We start from the raw sequence: 23991 nt of genomic DNA on the forward strand, positions 1-23991 counted from the left end.
ATGCCTTTTCAGAAAAAATTATCGTCCTCGCGCCTCTTTCCACAAGATTTTGTGCATTTGGAGGCCCAAACGGACTGGCGTTCTGTCTTCCACTATCCAATCAGCCAGTTCTGTTGGAGCAAGCACACCCCATACCGGACTAAATATTGGATTAGTAAATCTTGAAAGTCCTTGCCTTAGGACTTCCTCTCTGGCCCACTCATAATCATTTCGGTTGCTTATAACAAACTTCACAGAGTCCATCCTACCAAGAAAGCGCAAATTTTCAGGTATCCACGACCCTACTTCCCCGCTTCCAGGACATTTACGATCAACGCACTTATATACCCCTATGGGCACGTCTTTTAGACCAATACTTCCGTTGGTTTCCAGAAGAACAACTGCTCCCTTTTTCAGCAACTGAGTCATCAATGGATATACTCCATTTTGGAGCAGTGGCTCTCCACCAGTGATTTGTACAAATGGCACTCTAGATCCTCTCCACTCTTCCACCAAATCTTCGATTAGTTTTCTTTCACCTGGTGCCTTTGCGTATTCCGTGTCACAGTATGAACACCTTAGATTACACCTTGATAGGCGAATAAAAAAACATGGCACTCCGGTAAACAGCCCTTCGCCTTGTAGGCTGACAAATGTCTCGGTTACTTCAAGGATATTGTTCATATCATTCAACACACACCGGTCCCATTACATCAAAACAAATTGGGAGCAATTCAAATATCCGTCATTTCATTCACTGTAGGTAACCCCTGTCTTCGGGGTCTCACATACCGTCACTTTGGCAACTTCAACCCCTTCAATATGTTGAAGTCTTTCCTTAAGTGAATGGAATATAAAATATGCTATGTTCTCACTGGATGGATTTCTTTCCTGGAATGCTGGATGATCATTTATGTTTGTGTGATCTAGTTCCTGCAGGACTGAATCAAGGGCCTTTTTTAGATCACGAAAATCTATTCCTACATGGATTTCATTGAGTTTTTCTACCCTAACAAATGCACGGACTATCCAATTATGCCCATGAAGATGCTCGCAATTCCCAGGGTAATCCCTTAAATAGTGAGCTGCGGCAAATTCGCGTTCAACAAATATTTCATACATTTTGGCCTCCAAATAGTGTACAGTGCAGGTTATATCTTCATATTAGTACAAATCATGGAAATTAGCCAGCCGAAGGCGCACGACCGCATGGGCACATCAAAGTTCAAGGTTTTAAGTTCAATGTTCTTATTTTATGGCTTCAGCGAAATCAGGGAGCTGCTTCCCAGAACCTAGAACGTAGATCGTTGAACGTAGAACTGGACTCTGGGACATGACATTTAGGTAAAAAATTTTCCTTCAACTCAAAACTCAGAACTCAACACTCAAAACCCTTTTACATTAAGTTGGTCTTGGGCCAAACAGCGCCTGGCCTACTCTAATGAATGTTGCACCCTCTTCAATGGCAACTTTAAAATCATGGCTCATCCCCATGCTTAGTTCACATAATTCAAAGTTGTCACCAAAATCATCCAACAATCTGTCCCTGAGCTCTCTAAGTTCTCTGTACCACTTTCTAGAATCATCAGGGTCCTCTGAATACAGAGGGATTGTCATGAGACCTTTTATTTTTACATGCTTAGGCTGGATTTCATCTCTAAGAATCTTAAAAAAGGGACGGACTTCATGAGGATGAAGCCCCGACTTTCCTGGATCCATTGAGATATTTACTTGAACGAGGCATTGGATATCCTTATTAAGTCCGTCTGCCACGCGCTCTAGCCTCTTGACTAGCTCAATGCTATCAACAGTCTCTATCCAATCAAAGTACTCTACGGCAGACTTTGCCTTGTTTTTTTGTAGATGACCTATTAAATGCCATTCGAGGTCATAGCCACGTTCACGAAAAAATTTTACTTTCCTTACCCCTTCCTGGACATAATTTTCCCCAAATACCCTGAGTCCTAAAACCACTGCCTGCTCAATAACTTCTTCAGGAAACCGTTTAGACACTGCAACGAGCGTGACATCATTGGGATCTCTTCGAGCCCTCGACAAGGCATCTTCTATTTCAATTTTAATCTTTTGTATGCTATTCTCCAATGCTCTGTTCTTCATTTCCGTGGACCTACAATCTCTAATTTTAAAAGGGTTCCTACCAACTCAGTAAGTGGCAATCCCACCACATTGGTATAGGAACCTTCAATCCTCTCCACCATAAAGGAACCCAATCCTTGAACGGCATAGCTTCCAGCCTTGTCCATTGGTTCCCCAGTTAGGACATAAGACTCTAATATATCCCTTGACAAATTTGAAAGCCAGACATTTGAACCCACGACAAAGCCCTCTTCATATCCGCCTGATGTATAAGGCCCTACGATCCAACAACCTGTGTAGACAGTGTGCATCCTTCCAGTTAAACGAGTCAACATAGATAGAGCCTGCTCTCGATCTTTTGGTTTGCCAAGCACGTCTCCATCCACAACCACGATAGTATCAGCACCAAGAACCCAGGAGTCCTTGTAATTCTTTGCAATATTTCTGGCCTTTAACTTTGCGACATGAAGGGCATATTCTTGCGGCAGCTGCCCTTCTTGAAAAGGAGGTTCCTTTTCCTCGCTGGGAATTACGTCAAATTTCAGTCCAAGCCCACTTAAGAGATCCCTTCTTCGAGGTGATTTTGATGCGAGAATCAATCTTTCAAGGGTTTGAAGAGGGCCCTTGCATTCTCGCTGGACCATCTACACACCTCCTCAAAATCTATTCCCTTTAAACGAGCAACCTCTTTTGCGATATATTTGACATATGAGGGTTCATTAGTTTTCCCCCTCTTTGGCACTGGGGCCAAAAAAGGACTGTCAGTTTCAATAAAAAACCTGTCTAAAGGACATTTCTTAACTGCATCTCTTAGGGCTTGAGCCCTAGGAAAGGTGATTATGCCTGAAAAAGAAATGTAAAATCCCAGGTCTAAAAATGCCTTTAAGAGCTCATAATCCCCAGAAAAGCAATGAATCACTCCTGTTGCCCCTTTTGCATCCTCGCTTTTTAGTATCCTCAGGGTGTCTGGTCCAGCCTCCCTTGTATGAATGACCACTGGCAAGGCGAATTCCTTTGAAAGAGAGAGCTGAAACCTAAAGGCCTCTTCCTGATCAAGCTTGGAGGAATAGGCTTTAGCAAAATCCAGACCTGTTTCTCCAATGCCAATGAATCCCCCTTGTCTCAGATAACTCTTAAACCTGTCCATTAAATCATTATCTAAGGATTTGGCATCATGGGGATGGAGCCCAATAGTTGCATAGACTATTCCAGGGAATTCTTTTGATATCCTCTGAGCAGACAGAGAGGATGTCTCATCAATCCCCACTGAAATTATTTTTTCAACCCCTGCCTTTTTCGCCCGCTCAATTACCTGACCCAGGTCCTTACTTAATTCAGGGAAATCAAGATGTGCATGGGTATCTATGAGCATAATTCGCGTATCCCTTATTTTGTGTTAGAGAAAACGATTCGTATCGTTTTTCCACCAATATTGTTACTACTGATTTTGAAGTCTCCTCCGTGAAGCTCCACAATCTGCTTGGACAGACTAAGCCCCACTCCCAATCCCCTTAGGGATTTTGGTTCTGAGTGTGCCTCATTAATAGGCAAATCAGTCGTTGAAATTTTCTGTCCGGTGTCTGCCACCTCTATCTCCAAATCTCCATCTAAAATCCTTGCTATGACAATTAGGATTCCGCCGTTTTTCATAGAGTTTAAGGCGTTGTGCACTATATGGTAAAAAGCCTGTTGGAAATGCGGCACATCAAGATTCACATGATAATCATCAGGTATATTCATTGTAAAGTGACCATCAATCCCTCTGTGTTCCAAGTCAACAGCAATCACACGAAATATTGTCTCTAATAATGGCTTAACTCTTACCTTCTCAAAGTCGAGTTTGGGACCCTGATCAAATCTAAAAAGCCCATTGAGTGTCCCTTCTATTTTTTCCGTACCCTCTACAATTTTCTGAGCGATATACCTTAGGGCTTCATCTTCTGATCTTTTGGCCAATACTCTTGCCAAGCCCCCAACGGCACTCAAAGGATTTTTTATTTCATGAAGGATTCGATCTGCAATCCGTCCCATTTCTGCTGTTTTTTCCGCTTGAACCAGCTTATTTTTACTATCATTCAACTCTCTCGTAAGTGTCTCCAGTTCACATATCTTCCCCTTCAAGAGGGTACACATCCTTGCCTTAGTAATGGCCATGGATGCGATGGTAGTAAATAGTACCAATATTTCCAAATCATTCGGTTCAATTGGGCGACGAAGTATGTGGTTGTCACAGACTATAACTCCATATGAATGGGGGCCAGTGGCCACCGGTGCAACTGCAAGAGGAGCTTCTCCTAACGGCCAAAATACGCCTTGTGGCACATAGTCAACGACAAATGGCAGACGTTCCAAGAGAGAGGTCACTAAAAAGTGCTCTCTCTCATCCATAGACACTTCAATACTTCTGACCAACCGATTCAATGGATGGTGTGAATTTTCAAAATGGTGGGCCACTTTTTCGAGCATCTCAAAAAGTGTTATAGGCTCTCTACGCATACTTTCCCAAATAGCCGCCGCCTCTTCAGCATCACTAGGTCCAAGGGCCAAGGCACCTCGTAGAGCCCTTTTTCCACTATCAAACTCAAACCAAAAGGCCCTATTGAATCCAAGGCCTTCTCCAGCAGTCACTCCAACAAGTACTGCCCTTAATATCTCGACTACATCGTCGCTTTCTAAAAATTCACTATTCAACTTCTGAGCGAGTTCTAAGAAGAAAGACAATCGACTTCTTTGAAACGATAGTTCGGAACGCAGTACTTGAAGATTTCTCAAACAAGAAGAATTATCTTCACTATAATCCAGGAAATTCATAATGACCTTAAACTACCTTTATGTCTTGACACTTAAACTGGCAAAGGTCATAGTACCATGTAATTTAAAACAGTGAAGCCCAAACATTTTTAAGTCTTTGGGCTAACAACTTAAAAGGAGGGTGATCATTATGCGTTCCAAGATTACGTCAATCGCAGTAGCAATCATGATGACCATTGGTATTGCAGGTGTAAGTCATGCTGCAAAGTGCAAAGGCATAGTTGAAAGCATTGATGCCGGGAAGATGATTGTACAGTTAAAGGGCAAGTGCAAGGCAAAAGCAGGTGACGAAGTAAAGATCAAGACCAAGAGGAAAGCTGCAGTAGAAGGTTGCTAAGATTCGAAACACTGAGGACTGAGTTCCGAGAAAAATTTAGTAAATCTATGCCTTACTGTTAATGGCTTAGAAAAATCCCCGGAAACTCAGTCCTCACTTTTTTATGCTTGAGCAATTTTTCGTAGTGTCTTGATTTCAGTTGCGTAATCATCAGCCCCAAATATGGCTGAACCAGCCACGAATATAGTGGCACCTGCCTGTGCTACCTTGCCAATAGTTTCCCTATTTATCCCTCCATCCACCTGAATCGGGATGGACAGTCCTTTTGCATCAAGAAGCGCTTTTAACTCCCTGATTTTTTCCAAGGAAAAATCAATAAATGCCTGTCCACCAAATCCTGGATTGACACTCATAATAAGACAATAATCAGCCACCTCTATAACATCTCGTACTGCGTTCACGGGGGTTCCCGGATTCAATACTAGCCCTGCCTTAGCTCCCAATTGTTTGATAGCGCAAAGTGTCCTGTGGATATGTGGGCAGGTCTCATAATGGACTGAAATCCAGTCTGCTCCTGCATCTCTAAAATCCTTGAGGTACAAATCAGGCCGTTCTATCATAAGATGACAATCCACTGGAAGCCCTGTTGATGCCCTTACAGCCTTAACAACAAGGGGACCAATGGTAATATTTGGCACAAAATGACCATCCATTATGTCTACATGAATCACGTCTGCCCCGGCATTTTCAACTGCCTTTATCTCTTCGCTAAGACGGCCAAAGTCTGCAGAAAGTATTGAAGGCGCAATTAGTGTTGAACCATTTTCAGTCATTTTTCTCTTCTCCATTAAGCTCAAAACTTCCAAACTCTCTCTCATTATAGATTGCAGGTTGGTTTCTTAAAAATTTTACGCTAATATCCATTAAAATCACCTCAGGGTCAAGGAGGCAAAAAGATGATAGCAGAAAAAATGCTCTCATTCATGGAGAGGGCTTCATGGATAAGAAAGATGTTTGAGGAAGGAGCACGTTTAAAGAGCATCCATGGAGCGGAAAACGTGTGTGACTTTAGCCTTGGCAATCCCGATCTTTCCCCGCCAAGGGAATTTGATGAAGCATTACTTGAAGAAGCACAAAGAACTGGCCCTGGTGTCCACGGATACATGCAAAATGCTGGCTTCCAAGAAGTAAGAGAACGTGTAGCAGACCAGGTGGAAAAGGATCATGGTCTAAGACCCAATCCAGCCCACATAATCATGACCTGTGGGGCAGCAGGAGGCCTTAATTGCATTTTCAAAGCCATATTGAATCCGGGAGATGAAGTCATCGTTCCCTCACCCTTTTTTGTAGAATATGGATTTTATGTTGATAACCATGGAGGCAGCCTTGTGCCTGTTGCCTCAAATGACGACTTTTCATTGGATATTGATGGGATTTCAAAGGCTATAAATGATAAGACAAAGGCTATTTTAATAAATTCTCCCAACAACCCAACAGGGGTTTTATATGATGAAAATTCTCTCCTTAGATTAGGAGAGCTTTTACAGGAAAAGAGAAAAGAGACTGGGAAAACCATCTTTCTTATATCTGATGAACCATATAGAAGGCTTGTATTTGACGATGAAAAGGTGCCTGGACTATTTGGAATCTACGATGCCACCATCGTCACCACTTCTTTTTCAAAAGACCTCTCCATACCTGGAGAACGGATTGGTTATTGCGCCATCAATCCAAAGTTTGAAGAGGCTGAACTACTTTCAGGGGCAATGACCCTTGCTAACAGAATACTTGGTTTTGTAAACGCCCCTGCCCTTATGCAACGTGTGGTCTCAAAGGTACTGGGCCAAAGCGTCGATGTATCTGTATACCAGAGGCGAAGGGATCTTTTTAAGGAAATACTCATGGAAGCAGGTTTAGAGTTTGTATTACCAAAGGGCACATTTTATTTCTTCCCCAAGACTCCTATAAAAGACGATAAAAAATTCGCATCCATATTACAAGAAGAACTCATCCTCACAGTACCTGGTTCTGGATTTGGATGCCCAGGGCATATTAGGATCGCTTTTTGTGTTGATGAAAGCGTGATAGAAAGATCAAGGGAAGGATTCAAAAAGGCAGTGGAAAAGGCAAAGAATCTTTAAGACTTTCGGTCTATTTGACACGCCTCAACACTGCTCCAAAAAATCCATCGGTCTTGGGAGGTGTCGAATAAAAAAAATGTTTTTTTATTAAGACGCCAGACGCAGAACCTGGAATGAATGGGCTTGGATCCATTAACTCCCATGATGGATTATTTTTCAAAAAATCCTCAATGAGCAGTGTTGTTTCCTCTGGCTCAAGGGTGCAGGTAGCATAAATCAGTTTACCCTTCACCTTAACTAGTCTCTTGAGTCCTTGGAGTAGTGTCATTTGAAGCTGGCGAAGTTGGGTGATATCTGAAACCACCCTGTTCCATTTGATATCTGGATGTCTTCTTATAACTCCAAGACCAGAACAAGGGGCATCTAATAGTATTTTATCAAAGTAGACCTTATTCCCTTTGGAAAATGCCCTTAGGCAATCTCCCTCTTCCATTACTTTAACCTGCGAAATCATACCCAGTCTTTTAAGATTTTCAGAAAGTGCGGCTTTTCTGGAAACAGTCTTTTCACAGGCAAAGATCGTGGCCCTCCCCCTGGATAGCTCTACAAGATGTGTGCTCTTGCCTCCTACTCCGGCACAGGCGTCAAGCACTACCTCTCCTGGCTTTGGGTCCACAAGAAAGCCTATTAGCTGGGCTCCTTCATCTTGTACTTGAAAATATCCCTCTTTAAAACCTGGCAATCCCCTTATATCACCAAAATGCCCATCTAATATAACGGCCTGCGGGGAATACTTCCCAGGAATTGCCTTAATCCCATGGTCTTCAAGTAGACGTATAAGTTCCTCTCTATTACACCTCAACAGGTTTACCCTTAGGGTCACTGGCGGACGCTTGTTGTTTGCCTTTAGGATCGAAATAGTCTGATTTAATCCAAATCTTTCATTCCATCTTTTTACGATCCATTCAGGATGAGAATACCTGATTTCTGGTGGGAGTTCTAAAATATAGGATTCTGTAATATTTTTCTTTTCCTTAACAATCCTCCTAAGTACCGCATTGACGAAACCTGATCCCCGTGAACTCCGACCTTTTAAAAGTCTTTTGGTAGCCTCTACAGTCTCGTTCAACGCCGCATGATCAGGGACTTTTTTTAAAAAAAGTATTTGGTAGGCCCCTACCATAAGGGCGGTCTTCAAAGTTAGATCGATTTTTCCTTTATTCTTTAAATATCGGGAAATTAACCATTCAAGGAGGGTAAGATTACGTACAACCCCTGTAGCGATTTCTCTTACAAGGGCTCTGTCCTTGGAGTTTAATTCTCCATATTCTGAATAGGCCTCTTCAATGACAGATTCTAATGGAGGACGCCTTTTGCGATGGCACCGCAACCACCTAAAAAGCGTTTTTATGGCAAGGAATCTTGGACCAAATTTAGACAATTTCTAAGACCCTTACTCTCCAAGCCTGGTACCAACCTCAACCTTTCGGCCCCTTAAAAAGTCTGAAACAGCCATGCGCCTTTTCCCAGGAGGGTGTATTTCTGAAACTCCGACTGCCCCATCTCCAGTCCTGACAATCAATTTTCCTGATGATGTGGAAATGATCTGACCTGGTATGGCATCTTGGAGATCGCTCAGTGAAAAATCAACGATCTCAGGACTAAATAGTCTTACGCGTTCACCCAAAAGGACAGTCCAGGCTCCAGGGCGTGGATCAAAAGCACGGATCTTTCTAGTTATCAAAGACGAAGATTCATTCCAATCTATCTTGAGTAACTCTTTTTTTATAGGCGGAGCATAACTAACACCATCTGTTGGTTGAGGTTTGGGAGAGAGCTTTCCATTTGCCACCTCTTTTAAGGCGTGAACCAACAACCTCGCTCCAAGTTGAGAAAGACGGTTGTAAAGTTCGCCAAAGGTCTCATCAGTCCCAATCGATACCTCTTCCATGAGTAGAATTGGACCAGTATCCATGCCCTCGTCCATCTGCATGATAGTAATGCCGGTGGTCTCATCGCCGTTAAGTATGGACCATTGGATCGGAGCTGCTCCTCTATATTTGGGGAGGAGTGAGCCATGTACATTTACAGGCATTATAGTAGGACACTCTAAAAGAGACTTTTTTAAAATCTGTCCATAGGCTACAACCACAAGAAAGTCTGGTTTCAAAGCACAAATCTCTTCAATAAATTCGGGAGAACTTGCCTTCTCTGGCTGCAATATGGAAAGCCCCAAATCCAGGGCCGAAACCTTTACTGGGGAGGGTCTGCATGATCTGCCACGCCCTCTAGGCCTGTCTGGTTGAGTAACTACAGAAAGTATTTCAAAGCCCTCATGGTAAAGGGCCTTTAAGGATGGTACAGCAAACTCCGGGGTACCCATAAAGACTATTTTTATATCTGTGACTTTTTTATTCATCTTTTGGCCTAATCTTTGCCCACCTTTTCTTAAAAAGGGCCTTTTTAACTGGACTTAGTCTATCTACAAAACATATTCCTTTTAAGTGATCAATTTCGTGTTGGATACACTTTGACAATAGCCCCCCTCTTGCTTCGATCTCTATCTCCTTTCCGTCTCTGTCATAGGCCTTGACCAATACCACCTCAGAACGCCTGACCTTGGCACCATAGCCTGGGATACTCAGACACCCTTCTTCGCCAACCATTTCTCCTTCCTGCTCTATAATCCTGGGATTAATGAGCACAATGGGGTTCTTCCCCCTTTCGTCGTCTGTTGCACAATCCATCACTACCAGTTCAATGGGCCTACCCACCTGGTTTGCTGCTAGCCCTACTCCTTCCGCCTTGTACATTGTCTTGATCATATCATCAATAAACGCTTGTAGGGCACCATCTATATTTTTTACTGGCTCTGCCACCTGCCTTAATATCTCATGAGGATACACTAATATCTTCATTTGAAAACCAATCCCATGTTCTCTGTTTCTTTTTTATTAATCCTGCAAAAAGTTGTAGTCCTAAAAATTGCCAGTCCCTAAGGACCACGCATGCACAAAAAGGTTAACCCTTGGAGTATACCTTAAAAATAAATTATTGTTATTAACTTTAAAACATGTAACCTGTTAATATACTATCAAAAATCTTTTTTCTCCTTAGCCTTATAGATTTTTTGTAAATCATAACATAATCATTAAAAAATAAAATGCACACCTATGAAACATCTTAGGCTTGAAAGGCTTAAACCAGCAGCCATCGAACTTAGATTCCTCCTTAGCCATGGCTATCCAAGAAAATCCTGTGTCGAGTTTGTAGGTAACCATCACCAGCTCACAAGGGAGGAACGAAATGTCTTGTTTAGAGGGGTCTTTTCAAAAAAGGACGTTGAAGCCATTAAAAAATCCAAAATTCCACTAAAACACCTTGAGAACAAGATGCTCTTTATTGATGGATATAATGTAACCATTACCATTGAAAATGCCCTAAAAGGCAATCCAATAATTAAGGGAAATGATGGAGTTATAAGGGACATTTCATGTACATTTAGAGGATTTAGGCAGTCTGAACTCACGCAACAGGCATGGGATTTAATCTGTGCTCTGATCAACAGGTACTCCCCTAAAAAGACAATTGTCCTCCTCGATAAACCTTATTCAAGAAGTGGAGACTTTGCCTGTTCATTGAGAAAATGGTTTAAAAAGTGGAAATTAGATGGAGCTGTCCTCTTGAGTAGCCGCGTAGATTTAAAGCTTAAATATGCCCATGGAATCAGGGCCACCTCGGATTCCACAATTTTGATCCGTGGTGGCCCCTCAATTGATATTTCAGGTCATATTGCAATCAGGAAACTGAGACGCGTTCCCCTTATAGTGCCATAATTAGCAGCAGCCACCTCCACAGGTACCGCATGAATCAGTTGAGCAGGATCCACCGCCTCCCATTGCAGCCTGCATCTCTTCTGGTGTTGCCTCTCTGACTTCATTCACTTTGATATCAAAATGAAGGGTCTGACCTGCAAGTGGATGATTAAAATCTGCTACTACCGTGTCTTCCTGTACTTCATATATTGTAAAGGTAACTGGTCCTTGTGGGCCCATGGTCTGGAAAGCGGCGCCTGGTCTTAGATCAGCATCCTGTGGGAAATAGCTCCTGGGAATACCTTGAAGGAGTTCTTCCCTCCTCTGTCCATATCCTTCTTCAGGAGTTACTGTGATAGTTGCAGTATCTCCCTCCTCCAGACCTTTTAATCCCTTTTCCAGTCCTGGAATAACCTGATTTCTCCCAAAGACAAACCCAAAAGGATGACCTCCCTCTGAGGTCTCAACCAGTTCTCCATTGGAAAGCTTGAGAGTGTAGTCAATTGTTACAAATTTGTCTTCTGAAACCTTCATAAAAAAAACTCCGAAAAATCTTATTTCCCAAGGTAGGCCATAAAATAGGAAGGCTTACTATTGGGATTACACACAAAGTAAACAATTGGTACGGGGTGTCAAGAATAAAAGCAGTGAAAGTCAGGGGCACATCAAAGTTTTGAGTTTTGAGTGTTGAGTTAAATGAAGAAGAGCTTTTTAAGAGTTTTGAGTGTTGAGTTAAAAGTGAAAGTGAAACGGTGAAAGTGAAATAAAAATTGAAGAAGCCCCTGGCGACTAATCTGGATTTATGTTATATTCGTACTTTCTAGAACATACAACATAAAATATAGAACCTAGAATATAACTCCCCGAAATAAAATGGATATTTCACATGCAATACTAAGACTAATCGTATTAGTTCCCCCCATCCTTTTTGCAGTCACCATCCACGAAGTGGCACATGGATGGGTTGCCTGGAGACTAGGCGACCAAACTGCAAAGGCGATGGGAAGGCTCTCCTTAAACCCCTTTAAACACCTTGATCCTTTTGGTACCCTAGTTTTTTTCTTGACGCAGACAATAGGGTGGGCCAAGCCAGTTCCAGTAAATCCTATTAACATGCGCAATCCTCAAAAAGACATGATCTGGGTATCCCTTGCAGGCCCGGCATCAAACATTTTAGTTGCTGCCTTGAGTGCCTTCTTAATCAAGCATGGCCTAAGACCACTTAGCGTCCTGCTTCCTGATTTTATACTTACACCCCTGGCACTCATGATAGTACTCAGCGTCCAATTAAATATTGGACTTGCTGTATTTAACCTCATCCCAATCCCACCGCTTGATGGTAGCAAGATACTCATGGGGATATTACCAAGGGAACTTGCCATAAAATACGCCTCCTTTGAGCGTTGGGGATTCATACTTCTACTTATCCTTGTCTTTACAGGGGTGACAGGACGAATTATAGTCCCGCTGGTTTTTTACCTGTATAATCTTTTTATGGGGATCTGACATATGACAAGGGAAAAACGAATTTTGAGTGGAATGCGTCCATCTGGCAAGCTACATTTAGGGCACCTTCATGGAGTCTTGAGCAACTGGAAAAGACTCCAGGATGAGTATCAGTGTTTCTTTTTTGTGGCTGATTGGCATGCCCTTACCACGAACTACGAATCCCCAGGCGGTATCCCTGATTTTACAGAAGATATGGTCTTAGACTGGCTTTCAGTAGGAATTGACCCTGATAAGGCCACTATTTTCGTACAATCTGATATAAAAGAACATGCTGAGCTCCATCTTCTCTTTTCCATGATTACACCAGTATCCTGGCTGGAAAGAAACCCCACCTATAAGGAACAGCAACAGGAATTAAAACAAAAGGATCTGGCCACTTACGGATTTTTGGGTTACCCAGTACTCCAGGCAGCAGATATATTAATATACAAGGCCCACAAGGTGCCAGTGGGTGTGGATCAACTTCCACACCTAGAACTCACTCGAGAAATTGCAAGACGATTCAACTATCTCTATAAAGAAACATTCCCTGTCCCAGAGCCACTACTAGCAGAGGTCCCCAAGCTTCCTGGAATTGATGGCAGAAAGATGAGTAAAAGCTATGGCAATGCCATATTTATATCTGAGGAACCAGATTCTGTTAGAAAAAAAGTTGGCTCAATGGTAACTGACGTAGAGCGACCCAGGAAACAAGATCCAGGCGACCCAGAAAAGCGCTGTGTCGCCTTTAATCTCCACAAATTGTATCTGCCAGAAGAACGCGTCAGAGAAATTGTTGAAGACTGTAAAGGTGCACGCATCGGCTGTGTTCAGTGTAAACGTGAACTCGCAGATGCTGTGAATGCATTTCTTGAACCCATAAGAGAACGCAGAAAGGCGCTCCAAGACGAACAGGGAAAGGTACAGGATATTTTGCGCGAGGGGGCAAAAAAGGCAAGGGCCTTTGCAATCTCTACTATGGAAGAGGTAAGAAGTGCCCTCTGGAAGTAACAACTTCCTAAGACAGCAATATCCTGCCTAATCTCTGCATGGCGAATGCGACAAAAAACATATTTTGCCCTACCCATTAATAGTTTAAATAGTCCATGCCTAGCAGAGGCAAGTCGCTATTTGGGTGAACCGTTTGGATTGCCGATTTTAAAGGATTTAGGGTCCCATATATTGTGAAGACCTCTTTTGTAGACGCCCGCACGGATCCACAAATGCGAGGCGAAGAGCCTGAAAGCACAATCCAGGCCCCTAGATCCAAGGCCAATAGGAAAGAGAGCGAACCTTTTGAGTCCTTACCCTTGGAACCAGCTTGGACCATATCATTAGAGGCCTTTGAAGGCCCTCTTGACCTCCTACTCCACCTAATCAACAAAAATCAGATAGACATATCAAATATCCCTATAGCCTTGATTACCAGGCAATACCTAGACTATCTGGAACTCATGCGCACCCTCGATATAGCCATTGCTGGAGAATATCTCCAGATGGCAGCAACGCTCCTTTATATAAAATCAAAGATGCTTCTCCCAGCCCCACCCTCTGATTCCGAGGCTGAAGCAGCACACAGCGACCCAAGAGAGATCATCACAAAACCATTAAAAGAATTAATGGAAATAAGGAAGAAGGCTGAACTTCTCTTGGCTAGGCCCTTGCTTGGACGAGATGTATTCACAAGAGAAAAACAATCTAGTGCCAAATCACTTGATTCTAACAGTCAAGAGGTTTCCATTAGAAATGTCTCTGTATTCGACCTCCTCAAGGCTTATACAGATCTTATGGAGAACCTCAAAAGGAGAGCCCCAGTAGTACTGGAAAAAAGGACTTATCGAATTGAAGAAGAAATTAAAAGGATCAAGGAACTTGTTCTGAATGTGGCCCAGGTTAGTTTTTATGATCTTTTAGTAAAGGAAGAAAAGGGTTATGCCATCGTAGTCTTTATTGCTGTACTGGAACTTGCTAAAAGGGGAGTTATCAAGTTGTTCCAAAGAGACGATGGGGAATTTTTAATAATTAGCGTCCATAACTCCAGCCTCCGAGCCCCAGAAGTTCAATCCCAAACATAACTCTGGTCTCATCTCTATTCATCTGCAAAACAGTATCCAGCGCCCAACACTGGGACTCATATTTTATACCATATTCGGATTCAAGATCTTTATCTTGTTCAAAGCTTTTCCTTAGACTATACCTGCCGTAAAGACGGTCCATTAGACGACCTTCGAAGGCAACATTAAATTCATTGATATTAGTGAGTTTACTATACCTATAAGCCAATTCATATGATGATAAACGCCAGACTTCACCATGGGCCCAGATGTTGTACGTAGTAAATCCCCTACCGTACATATTATAAGTGGCATCGTATCTAAAGAAGGTTTTGCCCAGATAAAGTTCAAGTTCTCCATAAAGGTCTGAGAAGTGGTGTCCTTCCTCTTTAACGTGTGGCAAAAGGCTCTTTCCCTCCATCTCGTAGCTCTGTCTGAGCTTGAACCTCAAAAGGTCATGATATGCAAATGCTCCCTTGCCATCTTCGATTTTAGTAGTCAAAAACGAGAGGAGTTCAAAAGTAATCCTATTTTGTCCCTCTAGCCTGTCCAATTCATCGATATTTGGCAGTTCTCCTTGGTCCTCATGTGGACGATATGAATAGATAATCCTTGGCCTGACCACGTGCTTTAAATTTCTTTTCCCTCCGTAAAATCGCTCAAGGGTTGTAGCGGCATCAAGCTCAAATTTTCCAGTGAGCTCATTCCTAGTGGTATAGCTTCCTCCCTCGACCCTATAGATCCTATCTTGAGCACTAATGAATGATGTAAGATCAATCATATTGAATAGGCTCCAAGGAATTTGAAGTGATGGAGATAGGTATATCCTTTGTTCCTTTACTCCCCTTTCCCGCCAATAATTTACGTAGGATACGTCATAGTCCATGTAAAGAGGTACTGGGGAATGCAAAAGCCTTTTTTGAAGGCCTTTAAGGTGGATCCTGGGCAGAGTCTGGATGGTCTTATCTTGCTCCCCAGGTATTTGATTGTCATTGTAGCGCATCTGAGCCCCTATGAAGGCATCAGTAGTTTCTTTCTGAATTTGAACATAGGAAGGTCTTATCAATGCTGTATCATCTTCAAGAAATCTATTAAAAAACCTTTCAAAGGTCTGTTCTGTCTTATCATAGCCCATGGGGCCATAACCAAATTCTTGTAGATAATCAAGGTCGCTGATGAGATCTATGTCTGCCATACCTAGAAAACCATATGGTAATTCTTGATCGACCTTTGCCCTGAACCACCACCTTTTTTCATTTTCCCTGGAAAAGCCATCATTATTAAAGTCGTTATCACTCTTCGTGTCTATAAGAAAGTTGTATCTTAGGATACCCTTTGAAGCAGGGCTTGCCATGTATCGAAACTCAATCCCCTCCATCCAGCCCCTGGCTACCAGGGGATTTTGATAAAATGTAATATCAGCACTATCACTCAGTACTATATAGTAAGGGATGTTTATGCCAAAACCATTTCTTGTTGATGTAGAAATGCTTGGTATCAATACGCCGCTTTTTTTGTATTTATTTAATGGGACTTTGAGCCATGGGCTGTACAGAATAGGTATTGATCTCACATTAAATTTTGACCCCCACGCAACCGCCATTCCGTTTTCATCTAACAAAAGTCTTTTACAGCTAAAACTCCAGGCTTGTTTAGGAGGCGAACAGGTACTGATAACCGCGTCTGTTGCCTCAAATTCTTGAAAACCTTTTTTCTTTAAGGTCTTTGCCTCAATATGTAATTGGTTTCTCTTTAGGTACAGCCTTGCCTCTTCGATTTGTCCTGTACCATTTTTTACATTAAACTTTCCTGAATCACCGATAATCCGGTCTTCGCCTATCCTAATGAATACTTCACCATAGGCCCAAACGTCTCCTGTTTCCCAGTTAAAAGTGATACGGTCACCGCTAATCGAAATATCTTCGCCTTTTACAAAAACATTGCCAACACCGACCACAACCTTTGATGAATGGTAAAAGATGAGTTGTTGGGCACTAACATCCCATTTTCCTTTGTCTTTGGGCCCATTATTTTCCAATGTTGACAATGTAGAAGACTTTGCATCTACATTTTCAGCAAGACGTGCATCCAGATAGTCTGGTATTAGACAAATACTCGCAAGGACTATTACCATCACCATAGGCACAAAATGTTTATTATTCATTTGCAAGTAACTTCTTAGCATTGGCATTTTTCCTGAGCTTCAAGATTACGTTATTTCTCCAAAACATCCTCAATCCTATCTTTGCCATGGTAGGGATTGAAAGGGGTTTTGACACCACATCTACTTTTCCTTTTTTTATCGCTTCGATTACTGAGACAGGATCTTCCTCACAGTAGATATTTGAATACGTGTGTCCGAATTGCAGTCTTTGATGTGCATCAGATGTTCCTACTAGGGGTAGCCCGGCTTTTTTTGCCAATCTTGCAGCGGGTCTGTTAAAATCCACTGTCTTTGAATAAAAATGTGATACTTCAACAGCATCAAATATGTGAATATACTTTAGGAAATACCCCCTCAATGCGCAGGTCCCTGGGAAAAAAGGGTGTGGGGCCACAATAAGTGTATTGGTATCCTTTAGCTCTTCCAAAGACTCTAATGAATCGCGCCTTATCTTTTGGGGATCAACATTGTAAACGAGTACATGCCTGCCTTTAATTGTAAGCTCTATTCCAGGGATAAGGGTTATCCCTCGTTCACGAGCATAGTCCTTTAGATATTCAGAATAGGTTAAGGTGTTATGATTAGTAATAGACAGGACCTTAAACCCCTCTTGGGCCGCCATATCAATAAGCTCAAAGGACGAATAATAGATAAGGTCTTCAGGATCCTCACGCGTATGAATATGTATGTCTGCCTTGAGCGCTAGATTCATCTAATGGGGTGCTCTCCTTATCTTTAGCACATACAATAACGGAGAAAGTAAAACTTCCAATAAAAAAATAGAGTTACTATTGCAACAATGTCGTAATAGGTCAATGAAAGCCTATCCTTCAAGACTATTAGAGGGACAAGTGCCTCTGGAATCTGGTCGAGGCCTGTGGCCTTGGCTCCACTCTTCAACCCACATCTCCTCTTTATAAAAGAAGATAAAAGGTCTGAAAACATAGAAATTACCGATAGTAGGGCTCCAGTAACAAGAGAAAAACCAATTAAGCGAGAAAAGAGGGCAGTACAAACTATACTGGAAATAACTCCTCTTATTGTCTTATGAGACCCCAAAATTGGTCTACCATCAATCCATTTGACTCCAAGGTCCAAGGGTAAAGAAAATCTGTCTTTTAAAATTAAACGAGCAAGGATAGGGGCACTATTTGCAATGCTAAGAAGGAGTAATACGAGAAGATCCTTTCTAATCAGTGGCCACCATTCCAAAAATAAGCACTCTCCTGTCCCCAATTATAGGTAGCTTTGTCTCTCGATACCATATCTTCCATCCATCTTGGACAAGTAAAGGCCTAGCACTTTCTATTTCTTGAAGTCCCTTGGGCCCTTTCATTAGTATAAAACGCCCTCTTTTTTTTAAAATAGGCCTTGTTAATTTTGCCATTGTGGAAAGGTCAAGGGCAGCCCTGGAAAGGGCTATATCGAAATATGATGAAAATTTGTCAATAGATGGGGCATTTTTGCAACTTTTGGCCATTTTTGTGAGAGTGGAGGCAGATTCTGGAGTTAATCTCATGTTAATTGCCTCGATGTCTTTAAGACCAAGGCGTGCTATACAGTAACGAAGAAATGAAATACGTTTTCTCCTGGAATCTACCAGTACCACACATGTCTTAGGTCTTAAAATCTTGAGGAGGATCCCAGGGATACCCGCTCCAGTTCCAATGTCTATTATTTTTAGCTCCTGATCCTCAATATATGGAAGGAGTGTCAGGGTATCTCCCAGGTGTTTTATGGCCATTGCCTCAAGGTCTCTTAAGCCAGTGAGGTCGGTCTTCTTGTTCCAGTCTATGAGTTCCTGAAAATACGCTTCGATAGTCTCTAAAGTTTGCTTATCAGGACAGCCCTCCCCTGTCCCTAAAAAGACCCTCTCTATAAATTTAGAACTCATCTGGTCTAGTTGAGAGATTTTCAAAGGAGGAGTACTTTGAAACGAAGGCGAGCTTAACCGTACCAGTTGGCCCATTTCTCTGCTTAGCCACTATGATTTCAGCTATACCCTTATTGGGATTGTCTTCGGACTTGTTATAGACCTCGTCCCTGTAAATAAAGGCAATCAGGTCTGCATCCTGCTCAATTGCACCAGACTCCCTTAGATCCGACATCTGCGGCCTTTTATTGGGCCTAGCCTCCACATTTCTATTGAGCTGGCTGAGGGCAACTACTGGAACTTGAAGTTCCTTTGCCATTGCCTTTAGAGACCTACTTATTTCGCTAATCTCCTGTTCTCTTCTCTCAGCACCAGCCCTCGAACGCATTAACTGTAGGTAGTCCACCAGCACCAGTCCAAGACCATGTTCCATCTTTAGACGTCTGGCCTTGGCCCTCATATCGGTTACGGTGATGGCAGGGGTCTCATCAATAAAAATTGGGGCATCTGAAAGGGTGTCGGCAGCAGCGGTTATCCTTGGCCAATCCTTATCAGGCAAGAACCCAGTCCTCAATTTATGGGCATCCACCTTGGCCTCTGAAGACAACATACGGAGTACCAACTGTTCACTGGCCATTTCCAGAGAAAATATAGCTACGGGTATACCATGATGTAGTGCTGCGTGTTGGGCAATATTTAGGGCCAAGGCAGTCTTTCCCATACTAGGACGCCCAGCAATTATTATCAGATCCGATGGTTGAAGTCCTGCTGTCATCTTATCGAGTTCGATAAAACCAGTTGGTACGCCAGTAATGAGTTCTTTACGATTGTAGAGGCGCTCAACCTTTTCCACAGTAGAACATAGTACCGAGGAAAGAGGGGCAAAATTTTGGCGGATTTTCGTCTGAGTTACCTCAAATATACTGGTCTCCGCAGCCTCAAGGATCTCATCTACGTCCCCTGCCTCCTCAAAACAATGATTGAGTATCTCTGAGGTCTTTTCAATTAGACGCCTAAGTACCGCCTTGTCCCTTATTATCTTTGCATAGTGGACAATATTTGGTCCCAGTGGAAGGGTATCCGTAAGTTCAGCTAAATATGCTGCCCCACCTACTTTATCTAGGAGTCGTTTGGACTTGAGATGGTTGTGGACTGTTACAATATCATGGGGTTCATTTCTCTCAAAGAGATCTAATATGGCGGAATAAATTATTCCATGAGCTTCCTTATAAAAATAATCTGGCTCAAGGATGTCCACCACCTTAAGGAGGGCCCCATCCTCCATAAGGAGTCCCCCTAGGAGGTTTCGTTCAGCCTCAATGTTCTGCGGAGGGACCCTGAGAGTGCTGGGGAGGAGGCCTTCTTTTTTTGAAAATCCCTTAACTCCCAAATCCAAAGTTGCCACTACTGTACTGGTACTACGTTTACCTTTATTGTTGCCACAACTTCTGGGCTAATCTTGACTTTAACGTCATGGGTACCAAGGCTCTTAATGGGCTCGTCAAGAATAATCTTTTTCCTGTCCACCTCATAGCCCTTTTCTTCAATAGCCTTTGCAATATCTAAATTGGTCACAGACCCATATAGCTTGTCTTCTTCACCAACTCTTACTGGAATCTCGATTGTCAACTCCTCAAGCTTAATCCTAAGAGCCTCGAACTCTTCCTTTTGCTTGGCTGCGATCTCTAGGATCTTATTGCGCTGGCGTTCCAAGGCCTTAACATTTTTTTTGTCTGCTAAAATCGCCTTTCCCTTAGGTATGAGATAGTTCCTGGCATACCCAGGTTTTACCTTAACAATGTCGCCAGCATTGCCCAAAGACTCAATACTCTCTTTTAGAATAACTTCCATATCTCATGAACCTCCTTGATTATTCTCAATGGGTATCTTTCTAAGATTTGTCCAGACATCCGTAACTCCAAGGACAGTGAGTCCAAGTAGACCATACCAAAAGCAAGATATCAATATAAAGATGCCTACCTGAATTGCCTTGTGGACCCTACGGGCCTGCAAATAAAATTTGACCATCCCAGCTCCCTGAATACAATAGAGCCCTAAGACCACGAATAGAATATTCTGGCAGACGATATTGATCATTCCTTTTAGGAATAAGGCACCAGCTCCAGCAAATATTCCCACCCATATAAACCAATCTGGGAGCCTGAACAGTTCGAATGTCGGGGTAAATACTGGGGATTGCCTCAAAAAACGTTTTGTAAACCAGTTAGCTATTATGATATTTGAATACGTTATGATAAGGATGGAAAATGCTATAACAGACGGGACAAACTTGATTAAAGTATCTGTTATTTCTTTTATCTCCTGTTCACTGAGCTTATAGGGCAAAAGCCCCTTCTCAATACCCTGTTGAAAAGGCACAAGTACCTCATCCCACGTGTTCACACTGTTTACAAGCATCCCCAAAAAAAGCATGTAAAACAGGGAGACCACTATTATGTTCAGTATGAGTACCCTTGGTATATCGAGCTCTTTTTGTATTGAGATAGTCAAAAGATAACTCATGAGCGCAATTTCAAACCCCAAAAGTGCACTATCTGTACCCTCAAAGACAGTGCCCAGGGATAAAGCCAAAAGATTCATCGACCAAAATAGCGCCATTATTTGCCACTTGGGCAATCGATTCGACAAAACGGAGATTAAGCCCGGCCCAATAAAAGCAACAGACATCCCTGGACCAGGAAACACTGCTACCAGCAGTATGCATATAAGACCCAACCCCCATGCCCAGAAACTGGCATGGGGGAGTGTCAGCCTATTTGTCAAGGGATTTACCTCAAATCTTCGATTCAATCTCCAAGAGCGTGGCCAGATGTAAAGGGCAATAGGGCCATTATTCTTGCCTGTTTTATGGCAGTTGTCAGCCTTCTCTGGTGCTTTGCACATGTGCCGGTGATCCTCCTGGGGAGGATCTTCCCTCTCTCTGTAATGAACTGCTTAAGTGTAGCATCATCTTTATAATCTATTTTGAGTTCCTTATCTGCACAAAAGCGGCAAATCTTCCTTCTTACGTAGATCCTTCTGGTCTTGTTTTGGGGTGCTGCGTCAGCCATCTTCTCTCCTCCTAATTCTCTCTGTCGCTCTGGGATTCTTCAGGGGTCCAGCCCTTCTCCTTTTTGACGGTGATAAACTTCATCACGCGTTCATCAATCCTCAAATTCCTGGTGAGCTCCTGAATAGTATCCCCTGGTGCCTCATATTCCATTAATACATAATAACCCTTAGTCTGTTTTTGCACCTTGTAGGCGAGTTTTCTAAGGGGCCAGGGATCTACCTTGAAAACCTTACCACCGTGGTCGGTGATAATCTTTTGAAGTTTTTCCGACAGGTCTTGCCTTTCCTCGTCACTCTTTTCAGGATGAACGAGGTAAAAAGTCTCATAATAGCGGTTTTCCATTTCAACCTCCTTATGGGCTTTAAAATTTTCATCCATGGCCCGCCATTTAACGCGGGCAAGGAGGAACAAGCCTTTTTATACTATTCACTTTTTAAAGTCAAGCGTGTAAGGTCTACGAAAATGCCAATCTTACACCCTTATAAGGATCCAGCTTATATATTCAACCTCCTCTGTGAGGCAGGACTAATAGAAGAGCATGAAGCTAAAAGGCTTCTAAGCTTGACACATATCCCTCTTTCCAAGGGCCTGGATCTCGTTCAATGGCTAAAAGGGTTGAAAATACCCATAAAAGGATCAGAAAAGGAAGTACTTGAAGAATCTCACATACTGGAACTCATCTCAAAAGATAGAGGGTGGCGTTTCGTAAGGCTTGATCCCATAAAGCTGGATATGGAGGTGGTAACCAAGAGCCTTCCCGCCCACTTTTGCAAAAGACGGCTCATTGTCCCAATAGCCAGGTCCCAAGGGGTAATCGAAGTGGCTGCGTACGATCCCCTTCAAAAGGACCTTCTCTTTGACATATCAAAGGCATGCCAAGAAAAGGCCACTTTTGTCGTGGCTCCCATGGAAGACATAAAGAGGGTCATAGATGAATTTTTTGAATTTAGGACCTCTATAAAAAGGGCTGAGGATCTATTAGGCACCCCAAAAGTGATTGATTTTGCCAATCTCGAGCAATTCGTAAAAATTGCCGGCACACATGATGTTTCCAAAGAAAAACACATCAATGCCGCTGTAGATCATCTTTTAAAATATGCCCTTGAGGAAAGGGCAAGTGATATCCACATGGAACCCAAAAGGGACTATGCAAGGATAAGACTGAGGATTGATGGGGTGCTCCACACTGTTCACAAGATCCCCAAGGTGGTCCATGAGGCAATAGCCACAAGAATTAAGGCATTGAGCCGTCTCGATGTAGCGGAAAAAAGGCGTCCGCAGGATGGCAGGATGAAGATCTCTTGGCAAGACTCAGAGGCAGAGATAAGGATCTCAACAGTACCTGTAGCCTTTGGAGAAAAGCTCGTACTAAGAATTCAGACCCCAGAAATTCTCTTCAGTGACCTTGAAGACCTTGGGATGGGTGAAAGGGACCTTAGGGAATACAAAAAATTTCTCATCAAAAAACACGGGATCATCTTGGTCACAGGCCCTACCGGTAGCGGAAAATCTACCACTCTTTATTCGACGTTGAGGTATTTGAACGACCCTGGGCTAAACATTGTCACAATTGAAGACCCAATCGAAATGATCTGTGAGGACTTTAATCAAATTGCGGTTCAGCCCGCAATTGGCATTACTTTTTCCTCGATCCTCAGAAATATCCTGAGACAAGATCCAGACATTGTCATGATTGGTGAAATCCGAGACAACGAAACCGCACGTTATGCCATTCAAGCTGCCCTCACAGGCCACTTAGTGCTTTCGACCCTTCATACCAATGATTCCATTGGCGCCATAACCAGGCTCCAGGATCTTGGCATCGAGCCCTATCTAATTGCCTCAACCCTTATAGGTGTAGTAGCACAAAGGCTCGTCAGAAAGATATGTCCATTTTGTAGGACAAAAGTACGGGTTGAAGGCCGCAGCTTGTCAATACTAGGCCTTACCCCCAAAGAAGACAACATATTCCTTTGGAAAGGCAAGGGCTGCTCTAAGTGCAGACATACAGGTTACCTGGGACGAATCGGCATTTATGAGGTATTTGATGTCAGCCCTAAGATATCAGAACTTATTCATAAAGGAGCAGGAGAATCCAGTATTCGCCAAGAGGCAGAACGAGGTGGAATGACACCACTTTCTTTTGATGCGGCCCAAAAGGTATTATCTGGGATAACTACTATTGATGAAGCCCTGTCTTCACACGTCAAGCTTGGTAAGGTAGATTACAAGTTCTAAAACCTAAATCATGCACGGCAAAAGGGGGCAAATCCTCCTTG

Annotated in this window: 27 protein-coding genes; 7 read left to right on the plus strand and 20 right to left on the minus strand. The window is 42.8% G+C overall.

The window, feature by feature from the left end; all coding sequences use genetic code 11:
• Nucleotides 1-18 precede the first annotated feature (18 nt).
• From DBT_RS03320 to DBT_RS03345, 6 genes are all read right to left on the minus strand, one after another.
• Nucleotides 19-675, minus strand: coding sequence for a radical SAM protein (locus DBT_RS03320; protein ID WP_244155303.1), 657 nt, complete (start codon nt 673-675; stop codon nt 19-21).
• Nucleotides 676-729: 54 nt separating this feature from the next.
• Nucleotides 730-1101, minus strand: coding sequence for a 6-carboxytetrahydropterin synthase QueD (queD, locus tag DBT_RS03325; protein WP_067616441.1), 372 nt, complete (start codon nt 1099-1101; stop codon nt 730-732).
• Nucleotides 1102-1380: 279 nt separating this feature from the next.
• Nucleotides 1381-2097 (minus strand): YggS family pyridoxal phosphate-dependent enzyme, encoded by a 717-nt coding sequence (locus tag DBT_RS03330; protein ID WP_067616443.1) that lies wholly within the window; start codon nt 2095-2097, stop codon nt 1381-1383.
• The gene (locus DBT_RS03335; RefSeq protein ID WP_067616445.1) at nt 2094-2720 is read right to left on the minus strand and encodes a Maf family protein; all 627 of its coding nucleotides are present in this window, start codon (nt 2718-2720) and stop codon (nt 2094-2096) included. The genes DBT_RS03330 and DBT_RS03335 overlap by 4 nt, the downstream gene beginning before the upstream one ends.
• On the minus strand, nt 2672-3448 hold the full coding sequence (locus tag DBT_RS03340) for a TatD family hydrolase (protein ID WP_067616447.1): 777 nt from the start codon (nt 3446-3448) through the stop codon (nt 2672-2674). The genes DBT_RS03335 and DBT_RS03340 overlap by 49 nt, the downstream gene beginning before the upstream one ends.
• 14 nt (nt 3449-3462) lie before the next feature.
• On the minus strand, nt 3463-4887 hold the full coding sequence (locus DBT_RS03345; protein ID WP_083186587.1) for a sensor histidine kinase: 1425 nt from the start codon (nt 4885-4887) through the stop codon (nt 3463-3465).
• 130 nt (nt 4888-5017) lie between these two features.
• Between DBT_RS03345 and DBT_RS03350 the strand changes: the two genes are divergently transcribed.
• On the plus strand, nt 5018-5224 hold the full coding sequence (locus DBT_RS03350) for a hypothetical protein (protein WP_067616451.1): 207 nt from the start codon (nt 5018-5020) through the stop codon (nt 5222-5224).
• Nucleotides 5225-5325: 101 nt separating this feature from the next.
• Here the strand turns inward: DBT_RS03350 and rpe are convergent, their stop codons facing one another.
• A complete protein-coding gene (gene rpe, locus DBT_RS03355) occupies nt 5326-5997 on the minus strand; it encodes a ribulose-phosphate 3-epimerase (protein WP_067616453.1) in 672 nt (223 codons plus the stop codon).
• 123 nt (nt 5998-6120) lie between these two features.
• On the opposite strand from rpe, the gene DBT_RS03360 reads away from it, so the two are divergent.
• Nucleotides 6121-7305: a pyridoxal phosphate-dependent aminotransferase gene (locus tag DBT_RS03360; RefSeq protein ID WP_067616455.1), complete on the plus strand. Its 1185-nt coding sequence runs from the start codon at nt 6121-6123 to the stop codon at nt 7303-7305.
• A 10-nt stretch (nt 7306-7315) separates the two neighbouring features.
• Here DBT_RS03360 and rsmB read toward each other — a convergent pair whose 3' ends face one another.
• The 3 genes from rsmB to def are packed head-to-tail and all read right to left on the minus strand — an operon-like array spanning nt 7316 to nt 10163.
• Complete coding sequence (gene rsmB, locus DBT_RS03365; protein WP_067616457.1) at nt 7316-8686, minus strand: 16S rRNA (cytosine(967)-C(5))-methyltransferase RsmB; 1371 nt, start codon at nt 8684-8686, stop codon at nt 7316-7318.
• A 12-nt stretch (nt 8687-8698) separates the two neighbouring features.
• The gene (gene fmt, locus DBT_RS03370) at nt 8699-9664 is read right to left on the minus strand and encodes a methionyl-tRNA formyltransferase (RefSeq protein ID WP_083186588.1); all 966 of its coding nucleotides are present in this window, start codon (nt 9662-9664) and stop codon (nt 8699-8701) included.
• Nucleotides 9657-10163, minus strand: a complete 507-nt coding sequence (def, locus tag DBT_RS03375) for a peptide deformylase (RefSeq protein WP_067616459.1) — start codon at nt 10161-10163, stop codon at nt 9657-9659. Before def ends, fmt begins: the two co-directional genes overlap by 8 nt.
• A gap of 255 nt (nt 10164-10418) precedes the next feature.
• Here def and DBT_RS03380 point away from each other — a divergent pair, with 255 nt between their 5' ends.
• Complete coding sequence (locus DBT_RS03380) at nt 10419-11081, plus strand: DUF434 domain-containing protein (RefSeq protein WP_067616461.1); 663 nt, start codon at nt 10419-10421, stop codon at nt 11079-11081.
• Here the strand turns inward: DBT_RS03380 and DBT_RS03385 are convergent, their stop codons facing one another.
• Complete coding sequence (locus DBT_RS03385) at nt 11082-11594, minus strand: FKBP-type peptidyl-prolyl cis-trans isomerase (protein WP_067616463.1); 513 nt, start codon at nt 11592-11594, stop codon at nt 11082-11084. It lies immediately after the preceding gene.
• A 339-nt stretch (nt 11595-11933) separates the two neighbouring features.
• Between DBT_RS03385 and DBT_RS03390 the strand changes: the two genes are divergently transcribed.
• From DBT_RS03390 to DBT_RS03400, 3 genes are all read left to right on the plus strand, one after another.
• The gene (locus DBT_RS03390; RefSeq protein WP_067616465.1) at nt 11934-12566 is read left to right on the plus strand and encodes a site-2 protease family protein; all 633 of its coding nucleotides are present in this window, start codon (nt 11934-11936) and stop codon (nt 12564-12566) included.
• A gap of 3 nt (nt 12567-12569) precedes the next feature.
• A complete protein-coding gene (gene trpS, locus DBT_RS03395; protein WP_067616467.1) occupies nt 12570-13559 on the plus strand; it encodes a tryptophan--tRNA ligase in 990 nt (329 codons plus the stop codon).
• Nucleotides 13560-13732: 173 nt separating this feature from the next.
• Nucleotides 13733-14623: a segregation and condensation protein A gene (locus tag DBT_RS03400; RefSeq protein ID WP_067616469.1), complete on the plus strand. Its 891-nt coding sequence runs from the start codon at nt 13733-13735 to the stop codon at nt 14621-14623.
• On the opposite strand, the gene DBT_RS03405 is transcribed toward DBT_RS03400, so the two are convergent.
• Genes DBT_RS03405 through rpsF form a run of 9 tightly spaced genes read right to left on the minus strand, consistent with a single transcriptional unit; the run spans nt 14571 to nt 22054 of the window.
• A complete protein-coding gene (locus DBT_RS03405) occupies nt 14571-16766 on the minus strand; it encodes an LPS-assembly protein LptD (RefSeq protein ID WP_067616471.1) in 2196 nt (731 codons plus the stop codon). The genes DBT_RS03400 and DBT_RS03405 overlap by 53 nt on opposite strands.
• The gene (locus tag DBT_RS03410) at nt 16759-17478 is read right to left on the minus strand and encodes a PHP-associated domain-containing protein (RefSeq protein ID WP_067616473.1); all 720 of its coding nucleotides are present in this window, start codon (nt 17476-17478) and stop codon (nt 16759-16761) included. The genes DBT_RS03405 and DBT_RS03410 overlap by 8 nt, the downstream gene beginning before the upstream one ends.
• Before the next feature lie 23 nt (nt 17479-17501).
• Complete coding sequence (locus DBT_RS03415; protein WP_161939897.1) at nt 17502-17978, minus strand: CDP-archaeol synthase; 477 nt, start codon at nt 17976-17978, stop codon at nt 17502-17504.
• The gene (gene rsmG / locus DBT_RS03420; RefSeq protein WP_067616475.1) at nt 17956-18660 is read right to left on the minus strand and encodes a 16S rRNA (guanine(527)-N(7))-methyltransferase RsmG; all 705 of its coding nucleotides are present in this window, start codon (nt 18658-18660) and stop codon (nt 17956-17958) included. The genes DBT_RS03415 and rsmG overlap by 23 nt, the downstream gene beginning before the upstream one ends.
• On the minus strand, nt 18650-20044 hold the full coding sequence (gene dnaB / locus DBT_RS03425) for a replicative DNA helicase (protein WP_279614759.1): 1395 nt from the start codon (nt 20042-20044) through the stop codon (nt 18650-18652). Before dnaB ends, rsmG begins: the two co-directional genes overlap by 11 nt.
• Nucleotides 20044-20490, minus strand: a complete 447-nt coding sequence (gene rplI, locus DBT_RS03430) for a 50S ribosomal protein L9 (RefSeq protein WP_067616478.1) — start codon at nt 20488-20490, stop codon at nt 20044-20046. Before rplI ends, dnaB begins: the two co-directional genes overlap by 1 nt.
• Before the next feature lie 3 nt (nt 20491-20493).
• Nucleotides 20494-21543: a DUF2232 domain-containing protein gene (locus DBT_RS03435; RefSeq protein ID WP_083186592.1), complete on the minus strand. Its 1050-nt coding sequence runs from the start codon at nt 21541-21543 to the stop codon at nt 20494-20496.
• Nucleotides 21447-21746 (minus strand): 30S ribosomal protein S18, encoded by a 300-nt coding sequence (gene rpsR / locus DBT_RS03440; protein WP_425248296.1) that lies wholly within the window; start codon nt 21744-21746, stop codon nt 21447-21449. Before rpsR ends, DBT_RS03435 begins: the two co-directional genes overlap by 97 nt.
• Complete coding sequence (rpsF, locus tag DBT_RS03445; protein WP_067616484.1) at nt 21722-22054, minus strand: 30S ribosomal protein S6; 333 nt, start codon at nt 22052-22054, stop codon at nt 21722-21724. Before rpsF ends, rpsR begins: the two co-directional genes overlap by 25 nt.
• Nucleotides 22055-22174: 120 nt before the next feature.
• Here rpsF and DBT_RS03450 point away from each other — a divergent pair, with 120 nt between their 5' ends.
• Nucleotides 22175-23950, plus strand: coding sequence for a GspE/PulE family protein (locus DBT_RS03450; protein ID WP_161939898.1), 1776 nt, complete (start codon nt 22175-22177; stop codon nt 23948-23950).
• Nucleotides 23951-23991: the final 41 nt, after the last annotated feature.

It is taken from the genome of Dissulfuribacter thermophilus (assembly GCF_001687335.1).
In the GTDB taxonomy this organism is placed as follows: Bacteria; Desulfobacterota; Dissulfuribacteria; order Dissulfuribacterales; family Dissulfuribacteraceae; genus Dissulfuribacter; species Dissulfuribacter thermophilus.

Excerpts from the sequence above, each read along its gene's own strand:
- queD (WP_067616441.1), bottom strand. The coding sequence starts at position 1,101 with ATGTATGAAATATTTGTTGAACGCGAATTTGCCGCAGCTCACTATTTA.
- DBT_RS03330 (WP_067616443.1), bottom strand. The coding sequence starts at position 2,097 with ATGAAGAACAGAGCATTGGAGAATAGCATACAAAAGATTAAAATTGAA.
- DBT_RS03335 (WP_067616445.1), bottom strand. The coding sequence starts at position 2,720 with ATGGTCCAGCGAGAATGCAAGGGCCCTCTTCAAACCCTTGAAAGATTG.
- DBT_RS03340 (WP_067616447.1), bottom strand. The coding sequence starts at position 3,448 with ATGCTCATAGATACCCATGCACATCTTGATTTCCCTGAATTAAGTAAG.
- DBT_RS03345 (WP_083186587.1), bottom strand. The coding sequence starts at position 4,887 with ATGAATTTCCTGGATTATAGTGAAGATAATTCTTCTTGTTTGAGAAAT.
- DBT_RS03350 (WP_067616451.1), top strand. The coding sequence starts at position 5,018 with ATGCGTTCCAAGATTACGTCAATCGCAGTAGCAATCATGATGACCATT.
- rpe (WP_067616453.1), bottom strand. The coding sequence starts at position 5,997 with ATGACTGAAAATGGTTCAACACTAATTGCGCCTTCAATACTTTCTGCA.
- DBT_RS03360 (WP_067616455.1), top strand. The coding sequence starts at position 6,121 with ATGATAGCAGAAAAAATGCTCTCATTCATGGAGAGGGCTTCATGGATA.
- fmt (WP_083186588.1), bottom strand. The coding sequence starts at position 9,664 with ATGAATAAAAAAGTCACAGATATAAAAATAGTCTTTATGGGTACCCCG.
- def (WP_067616459.1), bottom strand. The coding sequence starts at position 10,163 with ATGAAGATATTAGTGTATCCTCATGAGATATTAAGGCAGGTGGCAGAG.
- DBT_RS03380 (WP_067616461.1), top strand. The coding sequence starts at position 10,419 with ATGAAACATCTTAGGCTTGAAAGGCTTAAACCAGCAGCCATCGAACTT.
- DBT_RS03385 (WP_067616463.1), bottom strand. The coding sequence starts at position 11,594 with ATGAAGGTTTCAGAAGACAAATTTGTAACAATTGACTACACTCTCAAG.
- DBT_RS03390 (WP_067616465.1), top strand. The coding sequence starts at position 11,934 with ATGGATATTTCACATGCAATACTAAGACTAATCGTATTAGTTCCCCCC.
- trpS (WP_067616467.1), top strand. The coding sequence starts at position 12,570 with ATGACAAGGGAAAAACGAATTTTGAGTGGAATGCGTCCATCTGGCAAG.
- DBT_RS03405 (WP_067616471.1), bottom strand. The coding sequence starts at position 16,766 with ATGAATAATAAACATTTTGTGCCTATGGTGATGGTAATAGTCCTTGCG.
- DBT_RS03410 (WP_067616473.1), bottom strand. The coding sequence starts at position 17,478 with ATGAATCTAGCGCTCAAGGCAGACATACATATTCATACGCGTGAGGAT.
- rsmG (WP_067616475.1), bottom strand. The coding sequence starts at position 18,660 with ATGAGTTCTAAATTTATAGAGAGGGTCTTTTTAGGGACAGGGGAGGGC.
- rplI (WP_067616478.1), bottom strand. The coding sequence starts at position 20,490 with ATGGAAGTTATTCTAAAAGAGAGTATTGAGTCTTTGGGCAATGCTGGC.
- DBT_RS03435 (WP_083186592.1), bottom strand. The coding sequence starts at position 21,543 with ATGTGCAAAGCACCAGAGAAGGCTGACAACTGCCATAAAACAGGCAAG.
- rpsF (WP_067616484.1), bottom strand. The coding sequence starts at position 22,054 with ATGGAAAACCGCTATTATGAGACTTTTTACCTCGTTCATCCTGAAAAG.
- DBT_RS03450 (WP_161939898.1), top strand. The coding sequence starts at position 22,175 with ATGCCAATCTTACACCCTTATAAGGATCCAGCTTATATATTCAACCTC.